Consider the following 16,101-nt stretch of genomic DNA (forward strand, 5'->3'; position numbering starts at 1 on the left):
TATTTTTCAAAGGGAAATAATATGGTCTAAGTTAAGTAATCATTAACACAGTGTTCAAAAAAGTGTTCAAAAGTCGTCGTTAAAATCATTTTTTAACGGCGATTTTTTTTGGATTTTATGGCCAACGGATGAAAAACGATTTTCATCCTGTAATAATATAATCCAAGTATTTCTAGCCGATTTTATCAACATTTTCGTCAACACTTTGTTAACAAAGGATTTTTAGATAAGATACTCAGGAATGTTCTAATTTTTAAAAAAAGAAACCTCCACCGCAACAGACTCCATAACATCTAATTACCAATCTATTAAGAAGCTACAACCCCAATATCATACAATATCATATAATATCAACAAATAGGCTAAGCGCCTTATTTTAGTTATTTAAATCAACAAAGTCAACAAAAAATAAAAATATTTTTCGACTTGTTTGAGTTGATATTTGTGTCAGCCAAAAAGAAATGAAAAATTGTGTTGTTAGGGAGTAGATTTTGTAAAAATATTCCTTTTTGTTGTGCATACAAAACATTTCTAAGATATTTAAGAAACTAATTAATTACACTTTCCTATTTGTTGTGGAATAGGATATAATTTACCATTTAATGGAGAGAAATCAGAATACAATATGGGATAGATGTTTGGAATTCGTTAGGGATAACGTAAGTATCCAAGCCTATAAAACTTGGTTTGAGCCCATCAAACCTATTCAACTCCAAAACGACGTATTGACTATTGAAGTACCTAGCCAATTCTTTTATGAATGGTTAGAGGAGCACTATATTAAATTACTTAAGATGGTGGTTAAAAAGGAACTCGGACCCAATGGTAGCCTAGAATATAGTATTGTAATGGACAATACTACTAGTGATAAGAATGAGGCTCCTTACACTATTAAACTCCCTACTTCGAATGCAAGAGCTACCAGAAACCCATCGGTAACTCCACCTTATGATATGCAAAAAGATAATAATAAAGACATTCCTAATCCTTTTATCATTCCTGGAATTAAAAAGGTGAAAGTGAATTCAAATTTGGTAGAAAGCAATTCTTTTGAAAACTATGTAGAAGGTGACTGTAACAGATTGGCTCGTTCTGCTGGTTATGCAGTTGCTGAAAACCCTGGTAAAACATCTTTTAATCCTTTATTTTTATACAGCCCAACTGGACTAGGAAAAACACACCTTTCTCAGGCCATTGGAATTCAGGTGAAAAATAATTTCCCAGAAAAAACTGTATTATATGTGCATAGTAATCAGTTCATGCAGCAGTTTATCGAATCCATTAGGAATAATAATCAAAATGATTTTATCCATTTTTATCAAATGGTAGATGTTTTAATTGTTGATGATGTTCACCACCTAGCTGGAAAAGAAAAGACTTTAGATGTATTCTTCCAAGTATTCAACTATTTACATCAAAAAGACAAGCAAATCATTATTACTTCTGATATTCCTCCAGTAGAATTGAGTGGTTTCAATAACAGACTTCTCTCTAGATTTAAATGGGGGTTAGCAGCCGATTTACAAACTCCTGATTTAGAAACTAGAATTGCCATCATTGGTAAGAAACTTTATAATGAAGGTATCGAAATGCCAAGAGATGTGATTGAGTATTTAGCTTATAGCATCACCAATAATGTGAGAGAACTGGAAGGCGCTTTAATTTCTATCCTAGCTCAATCTTCGTTAAACAGAAAAGAAATTACTATTGATTTAGCTAAGCAGATTATCGACAAATACGTAAAATCTACCAATAGAGAAATCAGTATAGAATACATACAAAAAGTGGTTTGCGAATATTTCCAATTACCATTGGATGTTATCAATAGTAAAACTCGTAAGCGCGAAGTGGTACAAGCCCGACAGTTGGCCATGTTCTTTAGTAAAAGACATACTAAATCATCTTTGGCTCATATTGGCAAACAATGTGGAAATAAAGATCATGCTACTGTTCTTCACGCTGTAAAAACTATCAACAACCTATCGGAAACCGATAAGAAGTTTAGAGTTTATGTAGCAGAATTGGAAAAGAAAATCAAATTGCAATAGCATTTTGCAATTCCAAGATAGAAACTGCTCTTTTATAAAGGGCAGTTTTTTTTTGAGGTTTTTTTTGAAGCAATTTTGATAATTTTTCTAACTTTGAAAAAAAACAAATTTGAAAGCATTTATTTTCGCTGCTGGTCTTGGCACCAGACTTTATCCCTATACTAAATCCACTCCCAAAGCTTTGGTTCCCTTGCAAGGAAGACCTATGCTTGGTCATTTGATATTGAAGCTTAAATCTTTTGGCATGACAGATATCATTATCAATATTCATCATTATGGGGAACAGATTATTTCTTATTTAAAAGAGAATAAAAACTTCGGGTGTAATATCATCATTTCCAATGAAAGAGAGGAATTATTAGATACCGGAGGAGGCCTAAAAAAGGCATTAAATTTGCTTGAAAATGAAGAAGACTTATTGGTTCATAACGTGGATATCCTAACTGACTTTGATTTAAACAAACTGATTAATCATCATCAAAACTCCAATTCCAAAGTCACACTATTAGTGCAGAACAGAAGGACATCAAGGTATCTATTGTTTGATGAGCACAACAAGTTAAAAGGTTGGACGAATATAAAAACTAGAAAAACCAAGCCCGAAAACATAAAAGTCGAAAACTATAAACCATTTGCCTTTAATGGAGTTCATGTGATTAATAAAAGCACCCTCCCCTATTTCAATGTAGATAATGCTTTCCCAATCATTCCAGTATATATTCAGATGAGTCAAAGTGAAGAAATAAGTGCCCTAGAAATTGACGAAAGCTTTTGGATGGATTTAGGAAAGCCTGAAGCCATTGACAAAGCTAATAAATGGCTGAGCTCATGAGAAAGTTTATAGATGAGATAGCGGACGCTTTTGTGAGTAAAAATGATATTTCTGCACTAAAAAGATGTATCATTACTCCCAATAGAAGAGCCAGCAGGTTTATAAAAAAAGGGATTATGGAAAGAAATCCTAAAGGAGGATTTCTACCCCAAATATTTTCCATTGATGAGTTTATCTTCCATCACCTACAGCTGATTAAGCTGGATGAAGTGGACCTCACCTTTCACCTTTTTGAGACGATGCAACAACAAGATCCTTCCACAGAAATTGAGTTCGAGGTATTCTTAAATTATTCGTCTACTTTAATCCACGATTTTAATGAGATTGACATGAATATGGCCAATGGGAAATCCATATTCTCCTACCTTAGTGAAGCCAAAGCCATACAACAATGGAATCCGGATGGTAGCCCTTTGAGTGCTTCTCAAAAAGAATATTTGAGCTTTTATAATCAAATGGCTTTTGTTTATGAAGATTTTAGAGCACGGCTCTATAAAGAGCAAGCTTGCTATCAAGGAATGGCCTACCGTCATTTTGCAGAGAATTGCGATGATTTATTGCTTCACCTGGAATGGGCTAACATTACGGTTGCCGGATTTAATGCATTAACCACAAGTGAAGAAATCATTATTAAAAAACTAGTGAGAATGCCTATTACTCAAGTGCTTTGGGATGTGGATCATTATTATTTGGATGATGGATTAATGGAAGCCGGTTTTTATATGCGAAAGCATAGAACATGGAGTGCAGAAGTGGAAGAACAAGCTTCTAGTTTTTTCATGCAAAACGACAAACATATCAACATTATTGGTAGCCCTGGAGTATTGGGACAAGCACGACTGACCAATCAGATTTTGGAGGCTAAAAACGCACAGGAATTATCTCAAACAGTAGTTATTCCGGCTGATGAAAACTTATTATTACCTTTATTAAATAGCCTCTCCAAAGAGCTATTAGAGAAACTCAATATTACCATGGGTTTTCCCATTACACACAGCCACGCCTATAGGCTGATAGAATCATTTATCCGATTACACTTGCATGCTCATAAACTCAATGCTCTCGATTCACCACAATTTCGCATTCACAAAACTAATTTAATAGAAGTTCTGAATAATGAACTCCTGAAACAGGATCATAAAGACTCCTCAAAACTTTCTCACACCATACCCTTACACTTCGTTGGAACAGAGATGGTATCGGCTATTTTACAAGAAGCAGGCGTATACAAACTCTCTAACATATTCAATAACCATGAAAATAATGCTCAGCATTTAAATGATTCTATTTCCTTACTAATTGATTTTATTCTAGAAACAAAAAGTTTGGAGATTGGGAATACTTCAGAACAAGAAATTGATGCTTTAATGCAAATCAAATCCATTATTGTTCGTTTATCGCATTTGATAAAGAAGAACGGGCAACCTAAAAGTTTCCAAACTTATCATACTTTTTATAAGCAACTCATCAAAACTATAAAACAATCGTTTTTAGGCAAGTTTGATGAAGGCTTACAGCTTATGGGATTATTAGAAACCAGATTAATGGATTTTAAAAATATCATTCTTTTAAGTACTAATGAGGATATTTTACCAGCTTCTACTCATATCAATTCCTTTATTCCTGCTGATATTCGTTACGAATACGAATTACCAGGAGTACAAGAGCGAACCGCCGTTTTTGCCTATCACTTCTATCGCCTGATTCAAAGAGCAAAAAATATTGAAATCATATATTCCACCACCAAAAGAAAAATGAGTGGTGGTGAAAAAAGCAGATTCATCAAACAATTACAGTTTGAACTTCCTCGATACAATAGAGAAGTTTCTATGCATGAGAAATTATTAAGTTTTGAAGATTTAAAGCTTTCAGAAATAGAGGAAATTACCATAGAAAAAGATGAAAATTGCATAGATAAGCTGGAAACCATTGCTAAGCTTGGGTTATCTCCAACTCACATTATTAGCTATGTTCGTTGCCCATTGCAGTTTTATTTCAAGAAAATAGCCAAAATCAAAGAACCTGATGAATTTGTTGAAACTATTGATGAACGAATGATAGGAAATGTGATTCATCATTTATTAGAAGATTTTTACAAGCCATTTATCGGAATTGACTTTCCATTTGAGAAACTAGAAAATTTACAAAAGGATTTGCCTGAGCTGCTGAAAGAGTATTTTGCTAAAAACGATTTCAAAGGACAATTGGAAGAGGGCGCTAATTATTTAAGTTATAAAGATACTTTACACTATCTTCAACACTTCATTAAGCATGAAATAAAAGTAGCCAAAAGCCAAAAATCAGCATTAAAAATAATTGCAGTAGAAGATCAGTTGGAACGAGAATTGGAGTTGAAGGGCAGCAAACAGAAAGTTCTCATTAAAGGAATTGCAGACCGAATAGACTTTTATGAAAATCAGTTGAGAATCCTGGATTATAAAACAGGAAAGGTAGAGGAAAAGAATGTCAAAATCCCCGATTATAAAAGGGAGGATGACTTGAATAAAATTTTTACAAATCCTGAATACGACAAAGCACTACAGCTTTATATCTATTATTGGATGTATGACAATCAGTTATATCAATCGACCATATCTGGGATCATCTCTTTCCGAAAAATCCAAACACCTTACTTGATGTTAAAAACAGGAAAAGTAGACTTGGAACAGCTTGATGAAGATTTCACAGCCTTAATCACTGAGATTTTCAATCCCGAGGTTCCATTCACACAAACAAATGAAGAAAAAACTTGCAGGTTTTGTATTTATAAGCAAATTTGCGATAAAAAAGTATAATTGATGAAGGAAACCAAAATAGTAACCCAAAACTATCCCATCTACATCTGCGAATCGGCAGGTGAGCAATTAGATTCCTATATCTCCAAAAATGAATATTGCAAAATATTTATTTTAATGGATGAAAATATAATGGACCATTGCTGGCCAATCTTACAACACGAATCGGAGGAAATTAAAAAAGCCGAAGTATTAGTAATAGAAGCTGGAGAATCATCGAAGGATATAGAAATAGCAGCTCAATTATGGCATGCTTTGGGTGAATATGAAGCCGATCGCTCAAGTTTATTGGTCAATTTTGGAGGTGGAATGATTTCTGACCTGGGTGGCTTTATCGCTTCCACATTTAAAAGAGGAATGGATTTTGTCAATATCCCCACCAGCCTTTTATCTATGGTAGACGCCAGTATTGGAGGAAAAACAGCCGTTAATCTGGGACATTTTAAAAACCAAGTAGGATTGTTTAGCGAACCTAAGTCACTATTTATACAATACTCTTTTTTAAATACTCTAGACGACCGCCAAATTCTAAGCGGATGGGCAGAAATGTTGAAACATGGCTTGATCACGGATAAAAAGCATTGGGAAGCGCTCACTCAGGTTAAAGATTTGAAGGTGGATACCATTCTAGGTTTCATCGAAAATAGTATTCAGATTAAAAAAGAAGTTGTAGAACAAGATTTCACAGAAAAAAACATCAGAAAAACACTGAATTTTGGCCATACCTTAGGCCATGCTTTGGAAAGCTATTCCATGAAAAACGATAAAATTCCTTTGCTACATGGCGAGGCTGTAGCCATAGGAATGATACTAGAATCCTATTTATCTGTTAAAAAAGGCCTTCTCAGCCAAGATGAATTTAGCATCATCAGAAATGAAATATCTAGTTACTACAATCCTTACGAAATCACAGAAGACTTTATTGAACAAGTAGAAACCTTATTATGGCAAGATAAAAAGAAGAGTGGGAATGAATTAAATCTTACCTTTGTATCATCCATTGGGGAATCAATCATCAACCAAAACTCAAGTTTGGAAGATATCAAAGAATCAATCAAATTTTATAAAGCGAACTAAGATGAGTTATATCGTTAGAAAGGCCAACAAAGAATTGAAGGGCGATATTTATTTGCCTGCATCAAAAAGCGAAAGCAATAGACTGCTAGTTATAGATGCCATATTAGGCTCTGATGATTTACAAATAGAAAATCTTTCTAAAAGTAATGACACCAAAGTACTTCATAATGCTTTAGAAACTCTATTGCGTTTGAAAGGCACCAATATATCTGTTACTCTAGATATGCAAGATTCTGGTACCGCTATGCGATTTATTACCGCTTATGCTTCTGCCATTAATGTAAAATCTTTAATCACCGGTTCTGAGAGAATGAAAGAGCGTCCACTAGAGATACTAGTAGATACTTTGAAACAAATTGGCGCGAACATTAGATATGTTGAAAACCCAGGCTTTCCTCCTATTTTAGTTGAAGGAAAGAGAATCAAAGGTGGTGTTATCGATATTGATGCTACAGTAAGTTCCCAGTATATTTCTGCCCTAATGTTGATGGCGCCAAAGATGACAAATGGCCTTATCATGTATTTAAAAGGCGAAGTAGCCTCTATGCCTTATATCAAAATGACTGCCCGAGTAATGGAGCATTTTGGAATCGAAATATTGATGCACGAAAATGCTATCGCCATTAAGAAACAACAATATTCAAGTAGAAGGGAATATTTTGTGGAGAGTGACTGGAGTGCGGCCTCTTATTGGTACGAAATGGCAGCCTTTTCTGAGGATGTTGATTTATTTCTACATGGCTTAAAGAAAGACAGCATACAAGGTGATGCCATGATTGCAGAAGTTTACGAACAGTTTGGAGTTCATAGTGAGTTTTTAGAGAACGGTGTTCGCTTAACCAAAACCAATAACCATTGTCAGCACTTCAAGCACGATTTCTTAGATTACCCCGACATGGTTCAAACCTTAGTTTGTACTTCTGCAGGCTTAGGTATTAGTGGGGAATTTCATGGATTACACAACCTCCGATTTAAAGAAACAGATAGAATTCATGCCTTGCATACAGAATTAAAAGACATGGGACTAAAATTAGATACTTCTGAAGATAGTATCAAAATGGAGGCGTCTAATGCAAAAGTGACTCGTGCTATTAGAACATTTGCTGATCATCGAATGGCCATGTCCTTTGCTCCTCTGGCTATACCTTTTGGTGAAATCACCATAGAAAGCCCCAATGTGGTTAATAAATCTTATCCTGATTTCTGGAATGATTTAAAGAAAGTTGGATTTGTTATGGAGGAGGTTTAATTTTCTAATTCCAAAACCCAATTTACCTATTACATAAGACTCAATTTCATTAAATTCATGATTGAACAACCCTACGCTAGTAGAACGAAGATTGAATCGGATAAATTCAATCTGAAAATTCTAATTCCGTCAAAGAAAAACTGGTTTATTATATTATTTCTAAGTATTTGGTTAGTGGGATGGTTTTTAGGTGAGAAATCAGCCATTATCGACCTTTTAGATTCTAATAACACTGGTATAGTTTTATTTATGATGGTTTGGCTTGCAGGTTGGACTTTTGGAGGAGTATTTTCAATTATTATATTACTTTGGAATCTAGCAGGGAAGGAAACAATTTATATAGACAAAGGAATATTTCAGATTGACAAAAGTATCTTTAGCATCATTATTAGAAGCAAGAAATATGAAACGAAATCAATCAAAAACCTTGAATTAAATCCTGCCCAAAACATAGCGAGCTTATTTGCCCAAAAGAATATTGGGGATTTCTGGGGATTAACTGGTGGAAAGCTTAGATTTGATTACGGAATGAAAACTATTAAATTTGGAATAGGTATAGATGAGGCAGAAGTTAGACATTTAATTACAGAGATAACTAGTAAAGGTTTTCACTCACAAGAATCCACAAGTTAAACCTATTTTTCAGATAACATATAGGCTAGCTGATTCGTAATTAACAATAAAAGTAAATAGGGATACTTTACAAAAAGTATTTTATATTGCAACTCCCACACCAAATTCTCACTAAACCGGATTAAACTCCTTATCCAAGAAATTTTTAAGCTGATGCGCTTGAACATTTTGAACCACCACCCCATTTTTACAATAGGAAATATGACCTGTTTCTTCTGATACAATTAGAGAAATACAATCAGTAGCTTCTGTAATACCTATTGCTGCTCTATGTCTTAATCCCAATGAAACATCTATGCTTCTATTTTTAGAAACCGGCAAAATACACCCCGCAGCTTGAATAATATTGTCACTAATCACCATGGCTCCATCGTGAAGTGGACTGTTTTTAAAGAAGATATTCTCTATTAATTGATCTGAAACTCTAGCATTCATAACCTCCCCGGTCTCAATAATATCATTTAATTCATGTTGATGAGTAACCACAATTAGGGCTCCCGTTTTGTCATCACTCATACTATGACAAGCTTTAACAATTTTATCGGTATCTAAATTAGCTTGTTCAGGCTGGAAATTTCGAAACATAAATTTCAACCGTTCAGGAAGGATTTCTAAGACTTTGGGAGTACCAAATACAAGTAAAAACTGACGCAATTCAGGCTGAAAAACTATGATTAAAGCGATGAAACCCACTCCAATAAAGGCTCCCAATATCTGACTCAACATTTCCATTTGCAAGGCTACTACCAATCTCCAAATAAAATAGATAGCAGCGATACCTGCAAAAATATTAATGGCAACAGTTCCTTTAAGCAAAGCATAAAGCATATACAAAAGCACCGCCACTAGGGCGATATCTAATACATCGAGGAATCTCAGCTCAATAAAACCTGTTACAAATGTTAGCATTTAGTAGTACTTATATTAAGGCGGCAAAGGTATTTTAAAAATCTAATCTGAGGATGCTATTTATACGAATTCACCCAAATATTGATAACCTAGCTTTCTTTTTCACCTCTTTTATACAGTGAAAATAGTTGAATGGTTTCACGAGCTTCTTTAGCATCATGAACACGGAGAACTTTAGCCCCATTTAGTAATGCCAATATATTTAATGCAGTTGTTCCATTCAAAGCTTCCTGTGGGCTTATCCCTAGGGCTCTAAAAATCATAGACTTCCTACTCAATCCAGCTAAAATTGGATATCCAAAGGCTTCCAATTGACTCATTTTGCCCAACAACTCATAATTCTGTTCCAAAGTCTTTGCAAAACCAAAACCCGGATCCAAAATGATATTTTTAAAATCAAGCTCATTAAGCTTCTTGATACCCTCCTCAAAATAATTCTTCACTTCATCAATTACTGAAGAATATGTTGTTTGATTCTGCATGGTTTTAGGCTCTCCTTTAATATGCATCATCACATAGGCCATTTGGTATTGGGCCACTTCAGCGTACATTTGTGAATCCCAAGTACCACCAGAAATATCGTTAATAATATTAACCCCAAGATGGTTGCACTTTTTTACTTGCCCAGCATTATAAGTATCAACCGATAATAGAATACTTGGATATTTCTTCCTCAAAACTTGCAAGGGCTTCTCTAAAATCCTCCATTCCTCTTGTTCGTCTATCAATTCTGCTCCTGGACGAGTTGAAGCCGCTCCAATGTCAATAATAGTACAACCTTCCACCACTAATTTCTCAGCTCTCGATAAAAATCCATCCCCTTTATTATATCTTCCTCCATCAAAAAAACTGTCATCAGTCAAGTTCAGAATCCCCATCAGCTGAGGGACTTCCAAGTCTATTTCCAAATCTCCACATTGAAATTTTGAAAAAGAGCTGTTGTTTTCACTCATTTAATTAATTTTGTGGCTAAATTAAGAAGATATAATCAATGTCAAATACTAGCCAACAATTCAAAGAAGCCATCGCATTATGTAAAAGTGTATTCATGAATAAGATGATTGATTATGGTAGCGCATGGAGAATACTAAGGCCAAGCTCATTAACAGACCAAATCTATATAAAAGCTAGTAGAATTCGTTCCATTCAAGAAAAAGGAAGCAGCAAAGTAAACGAAGGAATCGAACCTGAATTTATTGGCATTGTAAACTATTCTGTAATGGCTCTTATTCAATTGGAAAGAGGCCATGGAGAAAGTGGTGATATCGAACCAATTGAACTTGAAAAACTCTATGATACTCATGTCACTGGTTCTATGTCGTTAATGGAAGACAAAAACCATGATTACGATGAAGCCTGGAGAAATATGCGTATTTCTTCTTTAGATGATATTATACTTATGAAGCTGCTTAGAATTAAATCAATAGAAGATAATGAAGGCAAGACGATTGTCTCTGAAGGTTTAGATGCCAATTATCAAGATATGATTAACTATGCGCTGTTTGCTTTGATTCTTTTATCTGAAAAGAAATAAAATCATTTTCATTAAGTTATTATTATATGAAAAATTCATTATTATTTCTATTATCCATCATTGTATTTGGGTCCTGTGGATACGAACCAATGGCTAGTGTTGATTATACCTTCACGAACAAGTCTAGCACCCATATATCATTGATTTTAAACTATTCTTATATAATAAAGAAAGATACTATTAGAATTGAAACTGAATCTTTTCATATGTTTAAACACTCTTATGAAGATCAGGATTCACCTCCACCCCCTTTTTATAGCAATGGTATCGACACCATATTTTTAATTGTCCAAGACACCATACATACAACATATTATAAGGGCAGTTCAGGAAAATCTCCTTTTAGCCTTGACTCATATACAGGAGGCCAAATAAGTAAAAAAAGAGGAATGCATTACTTTTCCTATGTCTATGATATTAATATAGATTAATAGCCTCTCACAACATTCAAAGTTTATAATTTTGAATTATTTTTTGATTTTTCTGTAATATTTACATTTCATTCACTAAATTTTAGGGATTAAAGTGTCTTATATCTGCAAAATTGTGCAAATTTGCATGCATTAGCATTTTTATTAAAATATTTACCCAATGATACGAATTGCAAGAATAATCAGCAGGTTATTTGTAGGACTAGTTTTTATATTTTCAGGATTTGTAAAAGGAGTTGATCCCCTAGGAACAGCTTATAAAATAGAAGATTATTTTATTGCCTTTGGTACCGACTGGGCTATTCCTTTCGCTTTACCATTAGCTGTTTTACTTTGCGTGGCTGAGTTTTCTCTTGGAGTATTTTTAGTCTTCAATATTTTTAAGAAGACTACAGCATGGTTGGTAGCCTTAATGATGATACTCTTTACATTCCTCACCCTCAATGATGCTATTTACAATCCAGTTCCTGATTGTGGGTGCTTTGGAGATTTTATCATCCTCACCAATTGGGAAACATTTTATAAGAACTTGGTGATTGACTTCTTCTTGATATTTATTTTCTTTACCAGAAACTCATTCGACAATGTTTACAAGAAAACTACGGAATGGTCAATTGCAATTTTGATTGTGATTGGTTTCACCTTATTCAACTCATATAATATCAATCGTCTACCTCTTCTTGATTTCAGATCATGGAAAGTGGGCACCAACCTCAAAGTAGAAAACCCAAAACCCTTAGAGTACTATCTTATCTATAAAAATAAAAACACAGGTGAAACAGAAGAATATCTTTCACCCAATTATCCATATAACGATAGTATTTGGATGAGTCAATGGGAATATTCTGATATGCGAGTGGTAGATCCAAATGAAAGAGTTTCTGATATCCGCTTCTTCGATTTAGCTGGACAAGATATTACAGATAATATTGTTGACGATCCTATGTATCACTTTTTATTAATCTCTTATGATTTAAACGAAGGTGATTGGGAACACCTGGAACAGATGAAAGAATTAAAAAGGCGAGCCACAGAAAACGCCTACTCCTTTAGCTTAATCACAGCAAGTAGTGAAGAAATCATCGACCAGTTTCAAAAAGAAAAAAGATTCTACTCAGATTTATATCAAAGCGATGATATAGATTTAAAAACAATTATCCGCTCTAATCCAGGATTAGTAGTTTTGAAAAATGGTGTAATCATGGGCAAATGGGCACAAGGTCACCTTCCTCAATATGAGGAAATAATAAAACTGAAATAGTGCTGCCTTTTATTCTCAAAAGACTCCTCTATGGATTTTGGGTACTACTTGGCGTAGCTACTTTGGTGTTCTTCTTATTTAATATTTTACCTGGTGATCCTGCTAGAATGATGTTGGGGCAAAGAGCAGATATCGCATCGGTAGAAGCTATCAACAAAGAACTAGGGAGGGACAAATCCATCTATATTCAATATCTCAATTTCTTACACGACTTATCGCCTATCGGAATAAAAGAAAAAACGGAGGAGTCTGCAGGATTTCAAATTTCACCAAACATCAAGAACCATCATCTTCAAATAAAACCACCCTACTTGCGAAAAAGCTTTCAGAGCAACAGAGAGGTAACGAGTATTTTAACAGAAGCTTTTCCGAAAACCTTATTACTAGCAGCCGTATCCATGGGGTTTGCCTTAGTTGTTGGGGTGTTCCTAGGGATGGTCAACATTGTATATCCAAATAAATTTTTAAATTCCTTCATATTTGGTTTGAGCGTATTCGGTATGTCGTTACCCAGCTTTTTTGCCAGTATCTTAATGGCTTGGCTTTTTGCTTTTGTATTGGCCGATTATACCGGTTTAAACTTGTTCGGCTCCCTTTATGAAGTTGACGATTTGGGCAATGGCAAACATCTGGCACTCAAAAACCTGATTCTTCCAGCAATCACCCTAGGCATTCGACCACTAGCCATTATTACAGAATTAACTTCCTCTAGCTTGAAAGAAGTTTTAGCAAAAGACTATATCCGAACTGCACGAGCTAAAGGTCTTACAGAATGGCAAATCCTTAGAAAACACGCCCTAAAAAATGCGCTAAATCCTATTATCACAACCATTTCCGGATGGTTTGCCTCACTTTTGGCAGGTGCTGTTTTTGTAGAATACGTTTTCGATTGGAAAGGAATGGGACTTGTTATCGTTAATTCGCTTGAGAAATACGATTTTCCTGTTCTCATGGGCTCAGTACTTTTTGTGGCCGTTCTCCTCATTCTTGTGAACATAGTAGTAGATATCCTTTATCGAGTAATCGATCCTAGAGTGGAACTGGAAACTTAATGCTGGCTTTTGGTAATTAGCTTTTGGCCTTTATCTGTTGAATTCTAGCCATGATTTTTCGTTTTAACCAATAGCATCCTAATAATTATTAAAGATTCCTCGCTACGCATCGGAATGACAGGTGTTTTGGCAACTCATAAGGAAGAAAGGCTTTGCTTTTTTCAATGCCAAAAGCAAAGCCCTTCTTCCTCCTTATAAAATCCGAACACCTTGTCATTCAGAACGTAATGCAATGAAGTGAAGAATCTTTTTTGATATGGAACTTCATTTGGACAGTTTTGATTTTTAACTATTAACTGTTAAATATTAACTTTTAACTATCAAACGAAATTTCCTATTTTTGCAAACCCCAAAATAAATGAACAAGTTTTATGAAATTCAAATATATCCTACTGATTTTTCTTTCTAGCGTCCTTTTTCAACATTTAAATGCTCAAACTAAGTCAAAATATCCACAAGATTATTTTCGTTCACCTGTAGAAGGTAGAATTTATCTTTCTGGAACATTTGGGGAATTACGCTCCAATCACTTTCATGGCGGAATAGACATTAAAACTGGAGGAGTAGAAGGAAAGAATATTTACGCAGCAGCTGATGGCTGGGTAAGTCGTATTAAAATTTCGCCTTGGGGTTATGGAAATGCTGTTTATATCGATCATCCAAACGGATACACCACCGTTTATGGTCACCTGAAAGAACTCAAAGGAGATGCTGCCAAATACGTTGAACAGCAACAATACAAAAACCAAAGTTTTAGTGTAGACTTATATGTAAAAGCTGGGCAATTTCCAGTTAAAAAAGGAGACATTATTGCCTTAAGTGGAAATACAGGTGGTTCTGGAGGACCTCATCTTCATTTTGAAATTCGTGAAACGGCCAATCAAGAAATCATCAACCCATTACTTTTCGGATTCAAAGTTAAAGACTTCATTACCCCTACCATAAGTTCGATAAGAATATACCCAGCAGAAGAACAGGCTAAAATCGAGGGAAAACAAAATGCTCAAACTTTCACTCTAAAAGGTTGGGGAAGTGATTATTTACTGAAAGAAAAGGATACCTTAGAAATTGCTGGAGACTTTTATCTAGGTATCAACACCATTGACAAACAAAATGATACTCAAAATAAAAATGGAGTTTATGAGATAGAAATTTTCGTGGATTCTAATCTCGTATATTCACACAATGTGGAAAGACTAAATTTTGCTAGCACCAGATATATCAACACACTCATTGATTTTGATTTCTATAAAAAGAAAGGAAGGAGTTATCAAAGAACTTATCAGAGCCCCAATAACAAACTTCCTATTTATGACAAGATTGTAAATAAGGGGGTTTTCTCTTTTAACGATAATCAATACCATCAGATAAAATACATTGTAAAAGACATACATGACAATAAAGCCATCCTCAATTTCACCGTTTTTTCAAAGACTATTGAGAATAATGAGTCATTAAGCAGTGGCAATTTATACTATCCTTTGGGTGAAAATAATTATGAGGACGAAAATATAAAGGTCTATTTCCCGAGTAGAAGTTTATATGATACTTTGAGCTTTAGCTCCTCCATTGAAGAAAGCGACAAATCGATCAATGGAAAGAAATATCATATTGGTAAAGTAGGTGCTGGTTTACAAGAGCATATTCACGTGAAGTTGAAGAATATTGAAATCGAAGAGGACCTAAAAAATAATATTTATATTGGTGAATATTATAAAAAAAGTATCAGCGCTTATTCTTCTTCATGGGAAAACACTAATGACTTGAGTTATAAAACCAGAGATTTTGGCGAATACCTCATTTTAGTTGACACCATTGCGCCCTCTATAAAAGTGAGAACAAAATTAGAAAATAACAAAACACCCAAAAGCCTTTCTTTTACTATTACAGATCAAGAAAGTGGAATTTCTGATTATAATGCTTGGTTCAACGGTTCCTGGATTTTGATGAGTTATGATCCAAAGAAGTCTCGTTTGACTTGCCATCTGAATAATATTCAAGAAAAAAATGTCTTCAAAATCATTATCAAGGATGGCGTAGGTAATATTTCTGAAAAAATACTTCATTTTTAGTTTCATACCCACCCTTTTGTTAAGTAAAACCACTGCGCTTAGTCATTGAATCATTCCATTTGCACATTTTTCTCCAACATTTAATAATCGTTTAATATTAGTTCTAAAAGAGCACTTATATTTGCATAAGAAATATTAGTGAATAATATTTCTTTGGTTAATTATGGTTTGTGTTTGAGGTGCGACTGGTTATCGCACCTTTTTTTTA

General features: G+C 34.4%; 13 protein-coding genes. 11 read left to right on the forward strand and 2 right to left on the reverse strand.

Going from position 1 to position 16,101, the window contains the following annotated elements; all coding sequences use genetic code 11:
- The first annotated feature begins 602 nt into the window (after nt 1–602).
- From dnaA to HNS38_RS06075, 6 genes are all read left to right on the forward strand, one after another.
- Entirely contained in the window at nt 603–2,048 is a 1,446-nt protein-coding gene (dnaA, locus tag HNS38_RS06050; protein WP_172277156.1) for a chromosomal replication initiator protein DnaA, read from the forward strand.
- Between the two features lie 109 nt (nt 2,049–2,157).
- Nucleotides 2,158–2,880: a nucleotidyltransferase family protein gene (locus tag HNS38_RS06055; RefSeq protein ID WP_172277153.1), complete on the forward strand. Its 723-nt coding sequence runs from the start codon at nt 2,158–2,160 to the stop codon at nt 2,878–2,880.
- Nucleotides 2,877–5,675: a PD-(D/E)XK nuclease family protein gene (locus HNS38_RS06060; protein ID WP_172277150.1), complete on the forward strand. Its 2,799-nt coding sequence runs from the start codon at nt 2,877–2,879 to the stop codon at nt 5,673–5,675. The genes HNS38_RS06055 and HNS38_RS06060 overlap by 4 nt, the downstream gene beginning before the upstream one ends.
- A gap of 3 nt (nt 5,676–5,678) precedes the next feature.
- Nucleotides 5,679–6,752, forward strand: coding sequence for a 3-dehydroquinate synthase (aroB, locus tag HNS38_RS06065; RefSeq protein WP_172277147.1), 1,074 nt, complete (start codon nt 5,679–5,681; stop codon nt 6,750–6,752).
- Nucleotide 6,753: 1 nt separating this feature from the next.
- On the forward strand, nt 6,754–8,001 hold the full coding sequence (gene aroA, locus HNS38_RS06070; RefSeq protein WP_172277144.1) for a 3-phosphoshikimate 1-carboxyvinyltransferase: 1,248 nt from the start codon (nt 6,754–6,756) through the stop codon (nt 7,999–8,001).
- Nucleotides 8,002–8,058: 57 nt separating this feature from the next.
- Entirely contained in the window at nt 8,059–8,634 is a 576-nt protein-coding gene (locus HNS38_RS06075) for a hypothetical protein (protein ID WP_172277141.1), read from the forward strand.
- A gap of 111 nt (nt 8,635–8,745) precedes the next feature.
- Here the strand turns inward: HNS38_RS06075 and cdaA are convergent, their stop codons facing one another.
- Together cdaA and folP are read right to left on the reverse strand one after the other, a co-directional pair.
- A complete protein-coding gene (gene cdaA, locus HNS38_RS06080; RefSeq protein WP_172277138.1) occupies nt 8,746–9,543 on the reverse strand; it encodes a diadenylate cyclase CdaA in 798 nt (265 codons plus the stop codon).
- An 89-nt stretch (nt 9,544–9,632) separates the two neighbouring features.
- Nucleotides 9,633–10,496 carry a dihydropteroate synthase gene (gene folP, locus HNS38_RS06085; protein WP_172277135.1) on the reverse strand — a complete coding sequence of 288 codons (864 nt, stop codon included), beginning with the start codon at nt 10,494–10,496 and terminating at the stop codon, nt 9,633–9,635.
- A 38-nt stretch (nt 10,497–10,534) separates the two neighbouring features.
- On the opposite strand from folP, the gene HNS38_RS06090 reads away from it, so the two are divergent.
- The 5 genes from HNS38_RS06090 to HNS38_RS06110 all read left to right on the forward strand — a co-directional run bounded on the left by HNS38_RS06090 (nt 10,535) and on the right by HNS38_RS06110 (nt 15,893).
- Nucleotides 10,535–11,077 (forward strand): DUF1599 domain-containing protein, encoded by a 543-nt coding sequence (locus HNS38_RS06090; protein ID WP_172277132.1) that lies wholly within the window; start codon nt 10,535–10,537, stop codon nt 11,075–11,077.
- Nucleotides 11,078–11,103: 26 nt separating this feature from the next.
- Nucleotides 11,104–11,508, forward strand: a complete 405-nt coding sequence (locus tag HNS38_RS06095) for a hypothetical protein (protein ID WP_172277129.1) — start codon at nt 11,104–11,106, stop codon at nt 11,506–11,508.
- Nucleotides 11,509–11,668: 160 nt separating this feature from the next.
- Nucleotides 11,669–12,769: a BT_3928 family protein gene (locus HNS38_RS06100; protein WP_172277126.1), complete on the forward strand. Its 1,101-nt coding sequence runs from the start codon at nt 11,669–11,671 to the stop codon at nt 12,767–12,769.
- Nucleotides 12,769–13,821 carry an ABC transporter permease gene (locus HNS38_RS06105; RefSeq protein WP_172277123.1) on the forward strand — a complete coding sequence of 351 codons (1,053 nt, stop codon included), beginning with the start codon at nt 12,769–12,771 and terminating at the stop codon, nt 13,819–13,821. The genes HNS38_RS06100 and HNS38_RS06105 overlap by 1 nt, the downstream gene beginning before the upstream one ends.
- A 371-nt stretch (nt 13,822–14,192) precedes the next feature.
- Nucleotides 14,193–15,893, forward strand: a complete 1,701-nt coding sequence (locus HNS38_RS06110; protein ID WP_172346150.1) for a M23 family metallopeptidase — start codon at nt 14,193–14,195, stop codon at nt 15,891–15,893.
- Nucleotides 15,894–16,101: the final 208 nt, after the last annotated feature.

The sequence above is a fragment of the Lentimicrobium sp. L6 genome, from assembly GCF_013166655.1.
GTDB lineage: Bacteria > Bacteroidota > Bacteroidia > Bacteroidales > UBA12170 > UBA12170.

Excerpts from the sequence above, each read along its gene's own strand:
- HNS38_RS06110 (WP_172346150.1), top strand. The coding sequence starts at position 14,193 with ATGAAATTCAAATATATCCTACTGATTTTTCTTTCTAGCGTCCTTTTT.
- HNS38_RS06075 (WP_172277141.1), top strand. The coding sequence starts at position 8,059 with ATGATTGAACAACCCTACGCTAGTAGAACGAAGATTGAATCGGATAAA.
- HNS38_RS06095 (WP_172277129.1), top strand. The coding sequence starts at position 11,104 with ATGAAAAATTCATTATTATTTCTATTATCCATCATTGTATTTGGGTCC.
- HNS38_RS06090 (WP_172277132.1), top strand. The coding sequence starts at position 10,535 with ATGTCAAATACTAGCCAACAATTCAAAGAAGCCATCGCATTATGTAAA.
- HNS38_RS06060 (WP_172277150.1), top strand. The coding sequence starts at position 2,877 with ATGAGAAAGTTTATAGATGAGATAGCGGACGCTTTTGTGAGTAAAAAT.
- aroB (WP_172277147.1), top strand. The coding sequence starts at position 5,679 with ATGAAGGAAACCAAAATAGTAACCCAAAACTATCCCATCTACATCTGC.
- dnaA (WP_172277156.1), top strand. The coding sequence starts at position 603 with ATGGAGAGAAATCAGAATACAATATGGGATAGATGTTTGGAATTCGTT.
- folP (WP_172277135.1), bottom strand. The coding sequence starts at position 10,496 with ATGAGTGAAAACAACAGCTCTTTTTCAAAATTTCAATGTGGAGATTTG.
- cdaA (WP_172277138.1), bottom strand. The coding sequence starts at position 9,543 with ATGCTAACATTTGTAACAGGTTTTATTGAGCTGAGATTCCTCGATGTA.
- aroA (WP_172277144.1), top strand. The coding sequence starts at position 6,754 with ATGAGTTATATCGTTAGAAAGGCCAACAAAGAATTGAAGGGCGATATT.
- HNS38_RS06100 (WP_172277126.1), top strand. The coding sequence starts at position 11,669 with ATGATACGAATTGCAAGAATAATCAGCAGGTTATTTGTAGGACTAGTT.